The 16209-nt window shown below is 65.7% G+C and carries 10 protein-coding genes; 2 read left to right on the plus strand and 8 right to left on the minus strand.

The features are described 5' to 3' along the window. Nucleotides 1-149 precede the first annotated feature (149 nt). Entirely contained in the window at nucleotides 150-656 is a 507-nt protein-coding gene (locus D2E22_RS06725; RefSeq protein WP_241218294.1) for a very short patch repair endonuclease, read from the minus strand. 536 nt (nucleotides 657-1192) lie between these two features. Here D2E22_RS06725 and D2E22_RS06730 point away from each other — a divergent pair. Further along, nucleotides 1193-2356, plus strand: a complete 1164-nt coding sequence (locus D2E22_RS06730) for a Gfo/Idh/MocA family oxidoreductase (protein WP_126032334.1) — start codon at nucleotides 1193-1195, stop codon at nucleotides 2354-2356. 174 nt (nucleotides 2357-2530) lie between these two features. Next, nucleotides 2531-3979, plus strand: a complete 1449-nt coding sequence (locus tag D2E22_RS06735; RefSeq protein ID WP_126032335.1) for a hypothetical protein — start codon at nucleotides 2531-2533, stop codon at nucleotides 3977-3979. A gap of 151 nt (nucleotides 3980-4130) precedes the next feature. Here the strand turns inward: D2E22_RS06735 and D2E22_RS06740 are convergent, their stop codons facing one another. From D2E22_RS06740 to D2E22_RS06770, 7 genes are all read right to left on the minus strand, one after another. Continuing rightward, entirely contained in the window at nucleotides 4131-5627 is a 1497-nt protein-coding gene (locus tag D2E22_RS06740; RefSeq protein ID WP_126032336.1) for a S10 family peptidase, read from the minus strand. A gap of 121 nt (nucleotides 5628-5748) precedes the next feature. Then, a complete protein-coding gene (locus D2E22_RS06745; RefSeq protein ID WP_126032337.1) occupies nucleotides 5749-7872 on the minus strand; it encodes an APC family permease in 2124 nt (707 codons plus the stop codon). A 102-nt stretch (nucleotides 7873-7974) separates the two neighbouring features. After that, on the minus strand, nucleotides 7975-9333 hold the full coding sequence (locus D2E22_RS06750) for a C1 family peptidase (protein WP_126032338.1): 1359 nt from the start codon (nucleotides 9331-9333) through the stop codon (nucleotides 7975-7977). A gap of 36 nt (nucleotides 9334-9369) precedes the next feature. Continuing rightward, complete coding sequence (locus tag D2E22_RS06755) at nucleotides 9370-10728, minus strand: C45 family autoproteolytic acyltransferase/hydrolase (RefSeq protein ID WP_126032339.1); 1359 nt, start codon at nucleotides 10726-10728, stop codon at nucleotides 9370-9372. Nucleotides 10729-11018: 290 nt separating this feature from the next. Further along, nucleotides 11019-11666 carry a peptide deformylase gene (locus tag D2E22_RS06760; protein WP_126032340.1) on the minus strand — a complete coding sequence of 216 codons (648 nt, stop codon included), beginning with the start codon at nucleotides 11664-11666 and terminating at the stop codon, nucleotides 11019-11021. A 42-nt stretch (nucleotides 11667-11708) separates the two neighbouring features. Further along, the gene (gene glmM, locus D2E22_RS06765; RefSeq protein ID WP_126032341.1) at nucleotides 11709-13091 is read right to left on the minus strand and encodes a phosphoglucosamine mutase; all 1383 of its coding nucleotides are present in this window, start codon (nucleotides 13089-13091) and stop codon (nucleotides 11709-11711) included. A gap of 197 nt (nucleotides 13092-13288) precedes the next feature. Next, nucleotides 13289-15874 (minus strand): transglutaminase-like domain-containing protein, encoded by a 2586-nt coding sequence (locus D2E22_RS06770; RefSeq protein WP_126032342.1) that lies wholly within the window; start codon nucleotides 15872-15874, stop codon nucleotides 13289-13291. Nucleotides 15875-16209: the final 335 nt, after the last annotated feature.

The following is a 16209-nucleotide window of genomic DNA, read 5'->3' on the forward strand; positions in this document are numbered from 1 at the left end:
CAGCTTCGGCAGCGGCCGCGCCGCTTCGCCCGTCGTGCGCGGGTCGTGCGCGTCCGCCGTGCGCCGTCCGTCCCCGTCGGCCGCGGCGTCCCGCGCCGCGTGCCGCATCGTCGTCTCGTGCGCCGTGTCGTCTTCGCGCGCTTCGTCCGTCATGTCGTCTCCTTGCCGTCGCCGGTGCGCCGCGTCGGGGACGTGCGGGCGTCCGGCGCGTGCTCCACCGCCTTCATTGTGCCACCACTCCCGCACACCGCGTCGGGCGGCGCCTGCCCGTCGCGGCCGCCGTCGACGATCTGTTCGACGAGACGTTCGAGCCGGCTTGCGCGCGTCGCCTTGCCCAGTTCGCACTCCCACACGTCGATGACCCGCCAGCCCATGCGCCGCAGCTCGTCGTGCTGGCGCCGGTCGCGCTCGCGGTTGCGTTCCAGCTTCGCGCGCCAGAACGCCGTGTTCGTCTTCGGCACCGTATGGCCGCCGCAGCCTTCGTGCATGTGCCAGAAGCAGCCGTTGATGAACACGATCGCGCGGTATTTCGGCAGCACGACGTCCGGATGGCCCGGATAGCGCCTGTCGTTCTTGCGAAAGCGCATGCCGCGGGCGAACAGGTAGCTGCGCACGATGCGTTCGATCGACGTGTCCTTGCCGCGGATGCGCGACATCGTGTAGCTGCGCGTCCCCTTCGCGTATTTCGTCTGCTCCTTCGCCGCACGTCGCCGGCGTTCCGGGGCGTCCGATCGCGACGCCGGCGGCGCCGATGCCGCCGCGTCCTGCTCCGTCGATGCCGATGGCGCCACGCCCTTTGTCGCCGCCGTGTCCTTCTTCGCCGCTGTCCTCTTCGCCGTCGATGCCGTCATGTCGCCCACACCGCCATCCTAGCGGGATCCGTGCGCGTGGCCGTCGCGCCGATCCTGCGCCCGGACCGTCCATCCGCGGCGCGCGGCCTCAGCAATACGCGAACGGGAGGCCATCTCGTTGGTCGATATGCCGTTTTGTGCGCAAGCGCGCACCGGTTCGCTCGCAGGCAACATGGCCGTCCCGCCGCCGACACGCTAGCGTAGAAAGCGGAACGATACGACGACCGCGGCCTTCCGCAGCGACGCGACGCGGCGACACCATGCGCGTTCGCCGCACGATGGCGACGCTGTGGCGCCACACGGCGGCGCAGGCCGCCGACACCGACCCAAAAGGACCCGACATGACCGACACGACCCACGACGAACCGACCCCGCCCGCCCCGAACACCCAGAACATCCCGAGCACCCGTCCCGAGCACACGCCGGCGACCGAGGCGCCTACCGCGTCCGCCGCGACGGCGCACACGGCCGAGACCGAAACCGGCGACGCCTCGCGTCCGCTCAACGTGGCGATCCTCGGCGCCGGCCGCATCGCGCAGTCGATGGCGCGCACCCTGACGATGATGTCCGCCGACGCGCGCTACGCCTCGCTCGTCACGCCGTACGCGGTCGCGTCGCGTTCGGCGGCGAAGGCGCGCGCCTTCGCGCAGCAGTTCGGGCTGCGCACCTCCTTCGGCTCCTACCGCGGCATGCTCGCCGACCCGGACGTCGACCTCGTCTACATCGCCACGCCGCACCCGCTGCACGCCGAACAGGCGATCGCCTGCATGCGCGCCGGCAAGCACGTGCTCGTCGAGAAGCCCTTCGCCGTCAACGTCGACGAGGCCCAGCGCATGCTCGACGTCTCGTCGGCGACGAACCGCTTCTGCGGCGAGGCGATGTGGACGCGCTTCATGCCGTCGCGTCTGGTCATCGACCGCGCCGTCACCTCCGGCAGGATCGGAGCGATCACGTCGGTCGCCGCTGACCTGAGCTATCCGATGACGCACAAGAAGCGTCTGACCGACCCGAATCTGGCCGGCGGCGCGCTGCTCGACGTCGGCGTCTACCCGCTCAACTTCATCGACATGGTCGTCGGCGACCGCGAGATCACGAAGATCGTCACGTCGATGACGCCGCTGCCGACCGGCGTCGACGCGCAGAACGCGACGACGCTGTACTTCGACGACGGCACGATGGCGAACGCGACGTCGTCGATGATGTGCGCGTCCGAGCGCGCCGGCCACATCCGCGGCACGAACGGCTACATCGACTGCGAGAACATCAACAACGTCAGCGCCGTCGACGTCTACGCCGCCGACCACACGCTCCTCGACCACATCGACGTGCCGGCGCAGCTGACCGGATACGAATACGAGGTCGCCGCCGCCGTACGCGCGATCCGCGCCGGCCGCCGCGACTGCATCGAGATGCTGCACGCCGACACGCTGCGCATGCTCGCGCTCACCGATACGCTGCGCGCGCAGTGGGGGCTGCGCTACCCCTTCGAGCCCGACCCCCGCTGAGGCGCGTCCGCCCGCCCACGACGAATAATGAGATGCCCGGGTACACAATGTAGAAAATCCACCGAGCGATCGTCGGGAAGCTGCTAGCGTGACCTTGTGCGCATCCGCGCGCAAGCACGCGCAGCCGTTATCGCGTGTACACGAAACGCGACCTTGGCAGGCGGAGGGAACACCATGACGATGCGAGCCGAACGCTCCGGGCTGCTCAAATACCGTGAGCTCGCGCAGATGCGGGAATTCATCGACCACGAATGGGGGTTCGCCGACGAATTCGACGGCCCCACCTTCCTGTGGGACCCGGCGATCAGCACCTGCGCGCGCCATGACGACGCGTTGCGCGCCGACGTCCCGGTGGCGCCCGCCGACGAGGCCGAGCAGATCATCGAACGCCCGATGCGGTGGTACCTCGACGGCGTCGCCGCCGCCGCGCCGGGCGCGCGATGCGACGCCGACGGCGTCGAGGTGCCGCGCGCCGACATGCCGTCCTTCCGTCTCGAATCACAGGCGCTCGCCGGCGTCGACGCGGTCGTCGCGAACGCGACCGCCAGCAGCCGCTGGCTCGACGGCACGCGCAACCTGTGCCGCGCGATCGAACTGACCGCGCGTTTCCTGGGCATGTGCGAGGACCGCAACCAGGAGGGGCTCGAATACCTCAAGGAACTGCTGCAGATCACGCGCATCTACCTCGACGCCGTCGCACGCCACGCCGACCCGGGCGTCGGCGCGCAGGCGCTGCGCATGGTCACGGACGTCGCATGCAACGAGGATTTCCGCCTCAACCCGATGCCGATGATCGAACTGCTGTCCTGCTGCCTGTCCTTCGCCCGCTACGACGACACCTGCGTGCACGCGTACGAGACGCTCGACACGGCGCTCGCCAGCATGGACGAGATGGCGCGACGCTACGGGGAGACGGCCGACGAGGACGCGCGCTTCCGTTCGATGATCGACGACGAGTACGCCTTCGAGCTCGCCGACCTGTCCGGACTCGCCAACGACCTATACGAGGCGAGCCGGTCGGATTCGCAACCCGACCGTCAGGACATGGAGCTGCACGCGCACTACCGTTTCCGTCAGGCGGTGCTGCTGCTGCGGCACGACCTGATGCGCATGGGCGGCGACGTGGACGGCGCGGACGCGCTGCTGCGCGAGCATGCGACGACGTCGCCGCTCGGTGACGCGTACGCGGCCCGGCTGATCCATGTGCGCCGCTGGAACGAGCTGCTCGAGTTCACGTCGACGATGGTCGCCGACCGCAGCGCCCCGTTCCTCGTCATGTTCCCCGACGAACTCGTCCCCTACGACTGGGAGTCGCTTGAGGAGGTGGCGCTGCAGGCCCTCGACGACCGTCCGCGGCTGCGCGACCTGTACCGCGAACGGGTGCTGTCCTCCTTCGACGAGGACGAGATGCCGGCGTTGACGAATCTGCGGCATGTCAGCACGAACCGCGAATGGCGCGACCAGGTGGCGCGCATCGTCGAGATCTACCGCCACGAGGGGACGCACGCCGTGCGCAACCGCGTCTACGAGCGGCTGCTCGTCATGCAGGGGCTGCGCGACGAGGCGATGCGTTATCTCGACGACTTCCCCGACGCGTGGCCCGACCTCGCCGAGATCCTGTGACGGGTCGGCGGCGAAGGCACCCTTGGGGCGCCCTCGATACGATGAAGCCGGTGCCGACGCCATCAGGCGTCGGCACCGGCTTCATATTCGACCGGACGCGTTCACCGCGCCGGCCGGCACAAGGGACCCGTCATGGGGAAGCGCTCAGGCCTCACTGCGCGGCCTGATCCTCATGGCGCTTGTCGTAGAAGGCCTTGAGCTCGGGGCCGGCCGCGGCGAGCGCCACCTCGTCGCAGTAGAGCATGTGGCCGTTCGAATGCAGATGGTATTCGATGCGGTCCTTGAGCGCCTGCGGCAGGAACAGCTTGTTGATGTCGTGGCGCACGTTCCAGTACGGCGTCGCGGCGTCGTGGATGCCGCCGAGCACGCAGATGCGGCTCGTCGGGTTGCGGCGCAGAGCGGTCGCCAGGTCGTAGGCCACGTTCGGCACCTGGGGCGAGCCCATCGTGCCCGGCGCCTGGTGCGTCCAGTTCCAGCTCGAGTTGACCTTGAGCGACAGGCCCTCGTAGTTCTCGTAGCCCTTGAAGCCCATGTCCCCGAGCATCTTCATGTAGACGTCGAGGTAGGCGGCGTTGATCGCGTCGTAGGACGGATCCTCGCCGGCGAAGAACTCGTTGTCGCCCTGCACGTCCTGGTAGCCGTAGGTGGTGAAGCGGGTGTCGTAGCGGCCGGTCGTCTCTCCTTCGTCCTTGAGCAGGTTCTTGCGGAACGTGTCGAGCTCGATGCGCAGGCCCTTTTCCTCGATGAAGTCGGCCGGCAGGCCGATGAACCCGCTCATCTCGCCGGCGATCCTCTTCATCTCGTCCGCCGGCAGCGCGTCGGCGAGCGTCAGGGCGCGCGCGAGCGTGTCGTTCGCGTAGTCGAAGGCCTTGTCGTACCACTCGTACTGGTCGACGCCCACGCCGGCCTTCTTGAAGTAGTTGGCGGTGGCCGCGTACACCGGGAACATGCCCATATAGTAGTCGTCCTCGCCGGAGAGCGTCGGCTCGTAGTCGAGGATCGTCGACTGTTCGGTCACGCCGGCGACGCCCACGCCGTGCTCGCCGAGCATGCGGTAGACGACGGCGTTGCGCATCGTGCCGTAGGATTCGCCGTACAGGTAGTGCGGGCTGTTCATGCGGCCGTACTTGGTGAGCCATGCGATGATGCCGCGCGTGAACGCGTCGGCGTCGCCATCGACCCCCCACACCTTCTTCGCATCGTAGTTCGGGTCGACATGCGAGTAGCCGGTGCCGAACGCGTCGATGAACACGAGGTCCGAGCTCGGCAGCAGCGAATACGGATTGTCCTCGACCTCGCCGACGCCGGTGAGGTGCGCCATGCCGTCCGTCTTGACGCGCTTGGCGCCCATGCCGCCGATGTTGACCATGTAGGACGCGCCACCGGGGCCGCCGTTCCACAGGAACGTGACCGGGCGGTCGGACTTGTCCTCGTCGTTCGAGACCTGCGAGAACATGAACATGTGGCCGATCATCGTGCCGTCCTCGGCGCGCACCGGGATCATCTCCGCGGTGGCCGTGTAGTTGATCGACGCGCCGTCCGGACCCTTCCAGACGTAGTCCTTGCTGGCCGTGGCCGGAAGCGGCTCAAGCGGCTTCTTCTGGTCGGTCTGCGTTGTTTCGCTCTTGGTTTCATTGGCTTCTGCCATGACAATGCTCCTTTGGGATGCGGCGCATGCGCGGCGGGATCCGCGCCTGCGCCGACGGATATTGGCGGCGTATGCGGCCGGCCGCGATGCCGGCCGCATACGCCATGCGCCGCGGCGTCTCTCAGCGCTTGGGCTGCGAGGTGCCGGAGGCCGGCTTGGTCGGATCGGCCGCCTGGGCGGCGTCGACTGAATCGATGGGCTTGACCGCGTCCTGCGCCTCATGCGCTTCGGCCTCGTCCACCTGGACGGCGTGGGCGTCGTGCGACAGCGTCGCATCGTCCTTCGCCTCGTTGGCGAGCGCCACGGCTTCGTCGTGGTACTCCCGGGCGTTTCGGCTGGCCACCTGCGCCTCGGTCTGGGCGCGGCGCGCGTCGGCGGCCGCGTCGGCGGGCACCGGCGCCGCGGCGACGTCGGCCGCCGCGGGCTTCGGGATCATGTCGCCGGCGACGTTCGTGTGCACGGGCTGCGCTTCGTAGGACACCGTCTTGACGCCGACGGTCGGGTCGCCGACCAATGCGACCTTGGCCGGCTCGGACGGTTCGGTGATGCCCTGCTGCTTGAGCAGCGCGGCGGCCGCCTCGCCCTGATTGGGATCCTTGCCGGTGGGCAGGTCCGTCATCATCTCGTCCTTGTCGTAATGCTTCTTGATCGGCAGGCCCATCGGGTTCTGGCCTTCGGACAGCAGCGCGGTCGGGATGTTGGACAGCGCCTTCGCCGGCTTCTTCAGGCCTTCGATCTGCCAGGTGAAGGGGGCGAACTGGTTCGTCGGATCGGCCCAGTCATGCTTGCGCGACGCGCGGTAGATGAGCACGCAGGCGATGAACACGAAGGCGAGCAGGCCGATGATGATCAGATCGTAGGTGGCGCCGGAGCCGACCTCGGCCTTCAGCTGCGCCGGCGGGTAGAACGCGAGCACGATGCCGAAGACCGATGCGATGATGCCGATGCCCGCCACGATCCATGCGCCGGCCATGCCGCCGGGGACCCTGAAGCCGCGCGGACGGTTCGGCTGCTGGTAGCGCAGGCGCAGGAACGCGATGAACATGAGCACGTAGTAGGCCAGGTACAGGATCGTGATCGCCTGCGTGATGAGCGCGACGAAGCCCTCGACGTTCGGCAGCAGGAACACGATGAACGCGATGACCGTCATCAGCGCCATCTGCGTGTACATCAGGCGGCTCGGCATGCCGTGCTTGTTGTTGTTCTGCAGGAACTTCGGCAGGAAGCCGGAGCGTCCGGCCTGGCCGAGCATGTAGGACGGCCCGGCGAGGTTCGTGATCAGCGCGGCGAAGCTGTTGAGCATGCCGAGCCAGCAGAACACCAGATAGAGGTCCGGGAAGCCAATCGTCGCGCCGAGCGCGCGGTAGGTGGCGAACAGCGTGTACAGCAGGTTGATCTGCTTGTTCGGAATCACCATCGCGATGATCAGCGTGCCGACGATGAAGATGAGCAGCGCGAGGATCATCGAGACGAAGATCGCGAGCGGGAACTGCTTGTTCGGCTTCTTCAGGTCCTTGATGTGGGCGGCGTTCATGTCGATGCCGGCGAAGGAGAAGAAGACACCCGCGGCCAACGCGAGGGTCGACATGCCCTCCCACTTGGGCACCAGCGCGCTCGGCGCCATGTCGATGGCGGGGGCATGCCCCTGGCACAGCCACACGACGGCGAGGATCGTCATGACGCCGAGCGGCAGGAAGGTGCCGAGGATGACGCCGTACTGGGCGATCTTGCTGAAGGTCTTGACGCCCTTCGTCGCGAGGAAGCAGCAGAACCAGTAGTAGGCGAGCCAGCCGATCATGATCGGCAGCGTCACCTTCCAGGTGTGCGAGTTCTTCGCGAAGTCGACGGCCCAGTCGTACTTCGTCGTGAAGAAGCCGATCGTCGCGGACATCGACGGGATGCCGGAGCCGAAGGTGAAGGTGGTCTGGAACCACAGGATCAGCAGGCAGGCGATCGCCGGGAACACGCCGATGCCTTCGCCGACCCAGCGGAAGATGCCGCCGCGCTGGCTCCAGCCGGATGCGAGCTCGGCCGCCACAAGGCCCGTCGGCAGGAAGAACAGCAGACCGCCGAGCAGGAATAAGGTTACTGAGGAGAGCCCGTAGAACGACTGCTGCACGTCGTTGGCGAGACCGGCGATCACGGTGACGTTCATCATGATCAGCGCCAGCGTCGTAAGGTTGCCGGCGCCTCCCTTGGCGCCCTTGACTACGGCGCCCGATTTGGATTTCGTGTTATCACTCATGTTTTTCCCTGACTTACGTCCATGCGCCGCGCCGCCCGGCCGGGGCCGGGCGGCGGCGATGCGCCATCGGTTATGGACGGGACCCGTGTAGGCCTCGAGGCATCACGGTTCCGGATTGAAGGTGTTCCAGTACGGCAGGATCCGCGGCTCGCTGTCGTAGGCCTTCACGACGTCGTCCGGCAGGTATTCGCGGCGGATGGCGACCTCGTAGTTGTATTCGGTGAACCACGAGTCGTCCATGATGAAGTAGCCTTCATGGCCGACCGGCTTGTTGTGCGCGGTGGTGCCCCACGAGTTCTCGACCTTCCAGCGCAGCGGGTTGCCGTCCGCGTCCAGGTCGACGCCGGCGATCATCATCGCGTGGGTCGGCATGCTCTGGTCGTACTGGAAGCGCTGCCCCTTGTCGAGCTTGAACTCGAGGCCCATCATCTTCTGCACGTCGTAGAGGTTGAGGGCCATGATGCCCTTCTGGAAGTCGGAGTCCTGCAGCACGTCGCAGCCGAACCACACCGGTTCGCCGGCCTTGAGCTGCCTGATCACGGCCTGCTTCATCACGTCGATCGGCACGTTGACGTAGCGGCAGCGGCGCTTGGAGCCGAGCACCTCGCCGGTCATGTCGATCTCATAGGACCGGTTGTATTCCATGCCCTCAACCGGCAGGTTGATGACGCCGATGCAGTCCTCGAACTTGACGTCGCCCAGGTACTTCTTGTAGAACTCGAGCGGGGTCAGGCCGCGGTCCGCATGGTAGTGCTTGTCGGTGTCGCGGTAGACGAAGTCGATCGTCTTCGGCGGTTCGCCGAAGCTCACGCACAGCACGCGGTAGATGTCGGAGAGCATCCGCCGGCGCGCGGCGTCGAGGTCGGCGTCCGACTTGCCTTCGGCGACCATCGTGCGCAGCGTGTACGCGTCCTCGCGCAGCATGCGGTTGAGCAGCGAGTCCAGTTCGGAGGAGTTCTTCGTGACGGCCGTCTCCGGCATCGCCTCCTCGGGCACGACGCCGTACTTCTCGACGAGCGCGACGATCGGGTCGAAGTCGCCGCCGTCCTGCTGCGGCGTGGCGAGCAGGAAGTCGATGCGGCGGTCGTCAAGGTCGCTGCCGGCGTACTTGACCATGTTCTCCATGAAGAAGTTGGCCTTCTCGAGCTTGTCGTAGAAGAAGTTGTAGGCCTGGGACAGCTGGAAGCTGCCCTTCGGCAGCTTGAGCTTCTTCTCCATGTGGAAGCGCAGGAAATTGAGCGCCGAATACATCCAGCAGCGGCCGGACTGGCGCTGGTTGGCGACGGCTTCGTCGTCCACGTCCACCGAGAACACGAAGTTGTTCTTGGTGACGACGACGTTCTCGCACTCGCTCGAGGCATGGATGCCGTTGTTCTTGACGGCCTGCTCGGCGATCTGCTGGGCGGCGTCCTTTCTGTAGGCCTCTGCCATCTTCGACAGATCTTCCTTGGTTAGTTCCATGATGGATCCTTTCTGCTAACCTTTTCCTTGGTTTCCTTACTCGAACAAAGTCCAGGGCTGGCTCGGGCGGCTCTTGAGATAGCCCTGCTGCCAGTTCCACTGCGGATGCTGCGCCATGAACGCGTCCGCGTCGAAGGGCTCGCCGTCCGCGCGCCCGAAGATGCCCCACATCCTCATGTTCGCGATGTCCTCGCCGTCCGCGCATTTGCCGTCGCACGAACCGCCCGGGAAGAACGGCACGTTCCACACGCCATGCGGATCGTCGGCGTAGTACTGCGGATCGACGTCGTAATGCGCGCAGATGTCGCGCGAGCTCGCGCACTCGTATCCCAGATACGGGTCGAACTTGTCGGCGAGGATCTTCTTGGCCATGTCGTCGTCGATATGTCCGGCGACCTCGGGCATCAGCCGTTCGAGGCGCGTGCGGCGGCCGCCGGTCTGCTGGCGCGGGTCGTTGTAGCCGTTGTCGACGCATTCGAGGTTGCGGATGCGCGGATTGTGCGCGGCGTTGCAGCCGTAGAACCAGCCGTCCTTCGTGCGCAGCAGCTCCTGGTGCTTGAGTCCCTGCTCGTAGCGCGCGATCTCGTTCGTGTTGGCGTCCACGAGCATCCAGATGTTCGTGTAGCCGCCGTTGTTGCCGTCGTTCTCGATCTCGACCCATTCGTCGATCGTCTTCGCGTATTGAGAGGCCTTGCGCGACCGCACGTATTCGGGGATGCCGTCCACGTCGTAGCCGACGAAGCCCGCGAGCGTCGTCTCGGTGATGCCGAGGCCCGCGGAGGTCACGTAGAAATCGGTCATCGAGCTGATGTAGCCGGGGATCGTCTGCATCTTCATCGCATAGCCGTGCGCTGGCTTGATCATTTCGCAGACGTTGAAGTACTGGCCGCTCCAGAAGTCGTCGAAGCTTTCATGCGCGATGACCGGGCGTCCGTCCACGGTGGCGGAGCCGGTGGCGACGAACCCGGTGCAGTGCGAGCCCTTCGGGCCCATCGGCGGGTTGTTCGAATACTGCGCGGCGACCTGCGGCCACCAGTAGCCGGTCAGCTCCATCCATGCGTTCCAGCCGATCACGTCGTCGAGCGTCGTCGGGAAGCCGCCGGCGGTGAAGCCGTCCGCCATCCCCTGCATCTCCTCGAGGTACTCCTGCGGGATCTTGTCCTTGTGCAGCTTGACGGCCTGTTCGACGAAGAACGAATAATCCATGCCCATCGTCTCGAGCGTCATATGGGTGTAGACGCGGATCGCGTCCTTGAATTCGTCTACGAGCAGGTAGCCGTGTTCGAATCCGATCTCGTACGGCTCCCCCTGCACCGTGATGTAATGCCAGCCGTTGATGTCCTTCCGCTCGGCCTTGGCAAGCGCCGCGCGTTGCGCGTCGGTAAGCTCCGTCATGATTGATCGCCGTCCTTTCGTTGTGCGTTAAGGCATACGTTAGGTTCGCGGTCGTGACGGGCGGCGGTGTTTTCATCAGGGCATAACATTTTCTTCCGTCGACATGCGCAAAAGACGGAAAAACGGAGTTTTTCGAGCTTATTTGAAAAAATATTCCGCTTTCGAAATAATTCCGGCACCGGAAAACGGTTGCGGCGGCGTCATCGCCACCAATTATGCGCCGTGTCGGACGGCGGCCTCCACTCGCGTCGCGTGTGGAGGCCGCCGTCCAAGCGTCGGGGCGCAAGCGCTCACAGGTCGAATCCGAGCACCTTCGCCGCTTCGCTGGGCACCGGGTCCTCGCACCAGAAGTCCTCGAGGTTCTCGGTCGTCGTCAGGCTGCGGATCTCGGCCTTGTCGATGTACAGCTCGCCGCTCAGATGGTCGGTCTCATGCTGGAAGATGCGCGCCGGCCAGCCGTGCAGCCGCTCCTCGTGCGGCTTGCCGTCCTCGTCGTGCCAGCGGGCGATGATGTCGAGCCAGCGCCTGCGCACCGCCTGGTAGCCTTCGACGCTCAGGCAGCCTTCGTAGAACGAGCGCGTCTCCTCCCCGACCGGCGTGTACGACGGGTTGATGATCGCATGGAACGGGAATTCGGCGATCTCACGCGGATCGTCGTCGGCGTCCGCATGGTCCTCGACGACGGCGAGCGCGAGGTTGAGGCCGATCTGCGTCGCCGCGAGGCCGACGCCGGGCGCGTCGAGCATCGTCGTGCGCATCGTCTCGATGAGCTTCGTCAACGTGTGCCTGCTCAGCTGGCCGTCGTAGCGCACGCACTGCGCGCGCAGGACGGGTTCGCCCGCCTCGACGATCGGCAGCACGCCGTGTTCCGCCGACTTAAGCAGTCGTTCCACGTCCCTGTTGAGCGCGATGTCCACGCGCTTGTTCGTTCCGAACATTGTCCTCCTCTTTCGGGTTCCGATGATGATGCGTACGCCGGTTCACAGCGCGAGTTCGTCGGCGACGACCTGCGCGAGGCGCGCGGTGACCTCGTCCGCCTGCTCCTGGGTCGCGGCCTCCGCCATGACGCGCACGAGCGGCTCGGTGCCCGACGGGCGCAGCAGCACACGGCCGGCGTCGCCGAGCAGGGCCTCCTCGCGCGCGATGGCGTCGAGGACCGCCTGGTTCGTCTTCGCGGCCATCTTGTCGACGTTCGGCACGTTGATGAGCTGCTGCGGCAGCTGCGGGAAGTCGGCGGCGAGGCTCTTGAGGGAGCGTCCCGAATCGACGATCTCCTTGCACAGCGTCAGCGCGGTCAGCGTGCCGTCGCCGGTCGTCGCGAACTCGCGGTTGATGACGTGGCCGGACTGTTCGCCTCCGAGGCTGTAGTCGCCGCGCAGCATCTCCTCGAGCACGTAGCGGTCGCCGACGTTCGTCTGCACGGTGCGGATGCCCATCTCCTTGAGCGCGAGTTTGAGGCCGAGGTTGCTCATCACCGTCACGACGAGCGTGTCGTGGTTGAGTTTGCCTTCGCGCTGCTTGGCGCGTGCGAGGATGCCCATGATCTGGTCGCCGTTGACGAGCGTGCCGTCCTCGTCTACGGCGAGGCAGCGGTCGGCGTCGCCGTCGAACGCGACGCCGAGGTCGGCGTTGGAGGCCTTGACCATCGCCTGCAGCTGCTCGGGGTGCGTCGATCCGGCGTTCTTGTTGATGTTGTAGCCGTCGGGGGACGCGTTGATGACGATGACGTCGGCGCCGGCGCGGCGCAGCGCCTCCGGGGCGACGACCGAGGTCGCGCCGTTCGCGCAGTCGGCGACGACTTTGAGTCCCTTGAGCGGCTTCGTCTGCGTGCCGTCGACGATCGGCGCGACGGTGGCGACGAGATGGTCGATGTACATGTTCGTCGCCGTGTTCGAGTCGTGGCTGACGCGGCCGACTCCGGCGCCGGTGGGCCGTTCCCAGTCCTGGCCGAGCACGGCTTCGATCTCGTCCTCCTTCGCGTCGGGCAGCTTGAAGCCGCCGCGCGCGAAGAACTTGATGCCGTTGTCCGGCATCGGGTTGTGCGAGGCGGAGATGACGGCGCCCATCTCGACGTTGAGCACGCTCGTCAGATACGCGACGCCCGGCGTCGGGATGATGCCCGCGTCGATGACGTCGAAGCCGCCTGCGGACATGCCCGCGGCGAGCGCGTTCGAAAGGAAGTCGCCGGAGACGCGCGTGTCGCGGCCGATCAATGCGCGCCGGCGTCCCGCCTTCTGGTCGGGTTTCGGGGAGTCGTCGCCGAGCACGCGCACGGCCGCGTCCCCCAGGTCGAGCGCGAGCTGCGCCGTCAGATCACGATTGGCAAGGCCGCGGACACCGTCGGTTCCAAACATACGTGGCATATTCATCCTCACTTGATATGCATCAGACCACCGATCCGGCCGATTATCCGCGACCGGACCATACGTGCACGATTCTACTGCACCCGCCCGCTGCGCCCTCGGCGTTTGCCGTGGGCGGCGAAAGGCATGCGGTTGAGGACGCCTCGGGTGGCGGGGGCAATGATTCCGTCCCGGCGGCTCGCGCCGTCAGGACGGAATCATCCACGGCGCCGCATGCGCCTCAAGGTGTGGCGATCGTCGTCCTCAGCATCGGGTTTCGACCACAAGGCCGCCAGCGGCGGGACGGCCAGCGCGACGAGCAGCGCGACGATGCCGCGCGTATTGCTCATGTCGCCGTACTTGCAGAACCCCACCGAGAAGCATATGGCGGCCAAAGCCAGCGCCACCATGCGTCTGCGGAACGCCTGCCTGGCCGCAGCGCCGCCCTTGCGGCGTTCGAGGATGAAGCGGATCGTGAACGCGAGGTATGCGATCGCCATGATCTCCAGAGCGAGACGCGGCGGCAGCGACGGCACGGTCCAGGACGGCCCGGAGGTGTGCTGCGGCGGCTTCGCGGCGTCATAGAGGTCGGCGAACGCGGTTTGGTAGTCATCGCCCTCCAGCTTGCTGCCGGTGCCTCCGCAGGAGTCGATGGATGCGTGCAGCAGCCAACGCGTATCGGTCGTATGGCCGTCGAGCGTGTTCGCGTCCTTCAACCGGTAGGTGTCCGTCGCATGATCGCCGGCGTCGTCACGAGCGGCGTCGATGTCCCGCCACTGACCGTCCAGCAGCACACGGTTCCAGATGTGCGGACCGCCCGCCATCCATCCGGTCACGAGGACGGAGGACAGGCCGATCTGGTCGGCGATCGCGTCGAAGCACAGCGCATATGAGCTGTCCGTGCCTTTGCCTGTCGTCAGGGCGCCATCGGTCCATGCGTCGGGATGGTCCTTGGCGAGACTCGCAAGGCTCGCGCCGGACATGTATGCGGCCGAGGCGTCGGCGTCCGGCGCCGCATGCCGCGCCAGATACGCTTCGATCTGCGCTGCGCCTTCACTCGTGGGACCGGCGGTGATCTCGGCGGCCGCCTGCATGACACGCGTATGGAAGGCGTCACGTCTGGATTGCGCCTGCGGGTCGTAGTGCACATGCAGGATCTGGCTGCCGTCCTGATCCGTCTGTGCGAACGCGATGCCGCTGAGGTCGGCGCCGGCCATGACCCTCAGATACGGGTTCTGGACAAGCACCTCCTCGACGACGTCCGTCCAGCCCGGCGCGCTGCGGACGTCGGCGTATTGCGTGATGTCGATGTTCGTATGCATCGCGAGCAGGTTCTCGGCGATGTAACGCGCGTACTCCGACGAGCCGAAGGGTTTGTATTGTTCCACGCCGTTGCCGCCGATGGGCCGGCTGTCCACGGCGCCGGCAGCCTCCGACGTCCTCGCGATGGCCGGTTGCAGCAGCGTCGAGGTCTGGGTCCTGTTCCATGCGGCGACTTTGTCCTGATAATGCTCGAGGTCCTTGACGCTTTGGAACCATTCCTCCGTCGTGTATTTCGTGCCCGGCACCGTGCATGTCGCCTGGATGCCGATCGCCGCCGCGATCGCCTCGTCGTAGCGTTCCGGGTCCTTCTGCCGGCATTCCTTGTAAATCGCCTTCGTACGCCCGTTCAGCATCGTCACATGGTATGTTGCGGCCGCCCGTTGCGTCTCTTCGTCCAATGAGCTTCTGGCGACGTTTCGTTGTGAGAGCACGGCCTTGGCGGCCACGTTGGCGTACGTCGCCTCGTCGATGGGCACATCGGCCGCGACCGAATCCAACGAGACGATGCTGAGCGGCGATTCATGCTTCTGCTCGTCAAGCGCCATGACGCCGATCCAGCCTCGGGACACGTCCATCGCCGGGTCGAACTGCCGCTGCAACTGATCCATCTGCTCTCTGGAATATCCATTGGGTATGCTCCAGCTCAGACACGTGAGGTATTCCGAGGTATCCGCGTCGGCGTCGGCGCATTCCGTCGCCTCGTCCTCGCTTTGCTCGACCAGACCGTCAAGGCTATCGTTCATGTCTCGCGCCTGTTCTTCGGCGTCGCATTGCGGCTGCCCGTCCTCCCCACACGGTCCGTCTGTGTCGTAGGAGTCCATGCGCAGCGACGTCGCATCGGTATCGGCGAGCGAAGCCGTCTCGTAGATGTCGTGGATGGGATTGTATGTGATTCGCTGCACGCGGTACGCCTTCGCGCCGTCGACCGCATCCCATGAGACGGTCACGATGCCGTCCTCGCCGACCGACAATATGGGATTGCGAGGCTTGTCCAATGCGGCGCCGCGCTTGTCTTCCACGGTGAAGTACGTCACCTTCGGCTTGGCAAGCGCTTCGCCGTCACCGTCCTTCCATTGCACGAGCCAGTACTGCCCGTAACCGCCCCATCCGCCTATCTCATTGCCGTTGACGACCAGATCATATGTTCTGGACTTACCGCGATTATGGCGCGAAGACGTGCTACTCATGGTACGCATCTTGTGCTTGAGGTTGACGGGAAGCGTGAGGTCGGCATCGGCGTAGACGCACAGGAACGTGCATCCCCATGCGTCGGAACGCTCACGAAGCTGCCGATCGACCGTAGGGCTCACCGTCATCGTGAATTCCTGTTTGGGATCGAGATCGATCAGCGGATGTTGCAGATCATAGTGGTCGGCGCTCAGCTGCGTGCCGTAGGCTGTCTCATTGCTGATCGCCTTCGACCACAGATCGACCGTCGTCATGACGGCCATGACCGACAGCACGGCGATGACAGCCGCCAAAATCGCGACGACGATCTTCGTAGGCGTCCCTAATGCGGGTTTGGCGGCAGTTTGACGCGCCGACCGACTCCGGCCACGCGGAATCCGAGGTCCGCGTTTCGGTCCTTGTTCTCCGGAGCCCGGATACGGGTATTGCGGCGGATAGGTCATGGAAACCCCTTACTTCTGCTTCGCTACTGTGTTCGATTGCATCATGTATGTGAATCGCCTGTTGGTCATCGCGTCCCTGTATGGGGCGCGGATGATTGATCATCAAGGCTTTCGATAAACTCGACCGCCTCCGCATACTCAGGTTCCTCCCGCTTCGCGTCGATATCCACAGTGTTCGAAAGCAG

Source organism: Bifidobacterium castoris (assembly GCF_003952025.1).
GTDB lineage: Bacteria > Actinomycetota > Actinomycetes > Actinomycetales > Bifidobacteriaceae > Bifidobacterium > Bifidobacterium castoris.

What these genes read in the sequence shown, in the direction of transcription:
- D2E22_RS06745 (WP_126032337.1), bottom strand. Translation starts at nt 7,872, where the DNA reads ATGAGTGATAACACGAAATCCAAATCGGGCGCCGTAGTCAAGGGCGCC.
- glmM (WP_126032341.1), bottom strand. Translation starts at nt 13,091, where the DNA reads ATGCCACGTATGTTTGGAACCGACGGTGTCCGCGGCCTTGCCAATCGT.
- D2E22_RS06755 (WP_126032339.1), bottom strand. Translation starts at nt 10,728, where the DNA reads ATGACGGAGCTTACCGACGCGCAACGCGCGGCGCTTGCCAAGGCCGAG.
- D2E22_RS06730 (WP_126032334.1), top strand. Translation starts at nt 1,193, where the DNA reads ATGACCGACACGACCCACGACGAACCGACCCCGCCCGCCCCGAACACC.
- D2E22_RS06735 (WP_126032335.1), top strand. Translation starts at nt 2,531, where the DNA reads ATGACGATGCGAGCCGAACGCTCCGGGCTGCTCAAATACCGTGAGCTC.
- D2E22_RS06725 (WP_241218294.1), bottom strand. Translation starts at nt 656, where the DNA reads ATGTCGCGCATCCGCGGCAAGGACACGTCGATCGAACGCATCGTGCGC.
- D2E22_RS06740 (WP_126032336.1), bottom strand. Translation starts at nt 5,627, where the DNA reads ATGGCAGAAGCCAATGAAACCAAGAGCGAAACAACGCAGACCGACCAG.
- D2E22_RS06750 (WP_126032338.1), bottom strand. Translation starts at nt 9,333, where the DNA reads ATGGAACTAACCAAGGAAGATCTGTCGAAGATGGCAGAGGCCTACAGA.
- D2E22_RS06760 (WP_126032340.1), bottom strand. Translation starts at nt 11,666, where the DNA reads ATGTTCGGAACGAACAAGCGCGTGGACATCGCGCTCAACAGGGACGTG.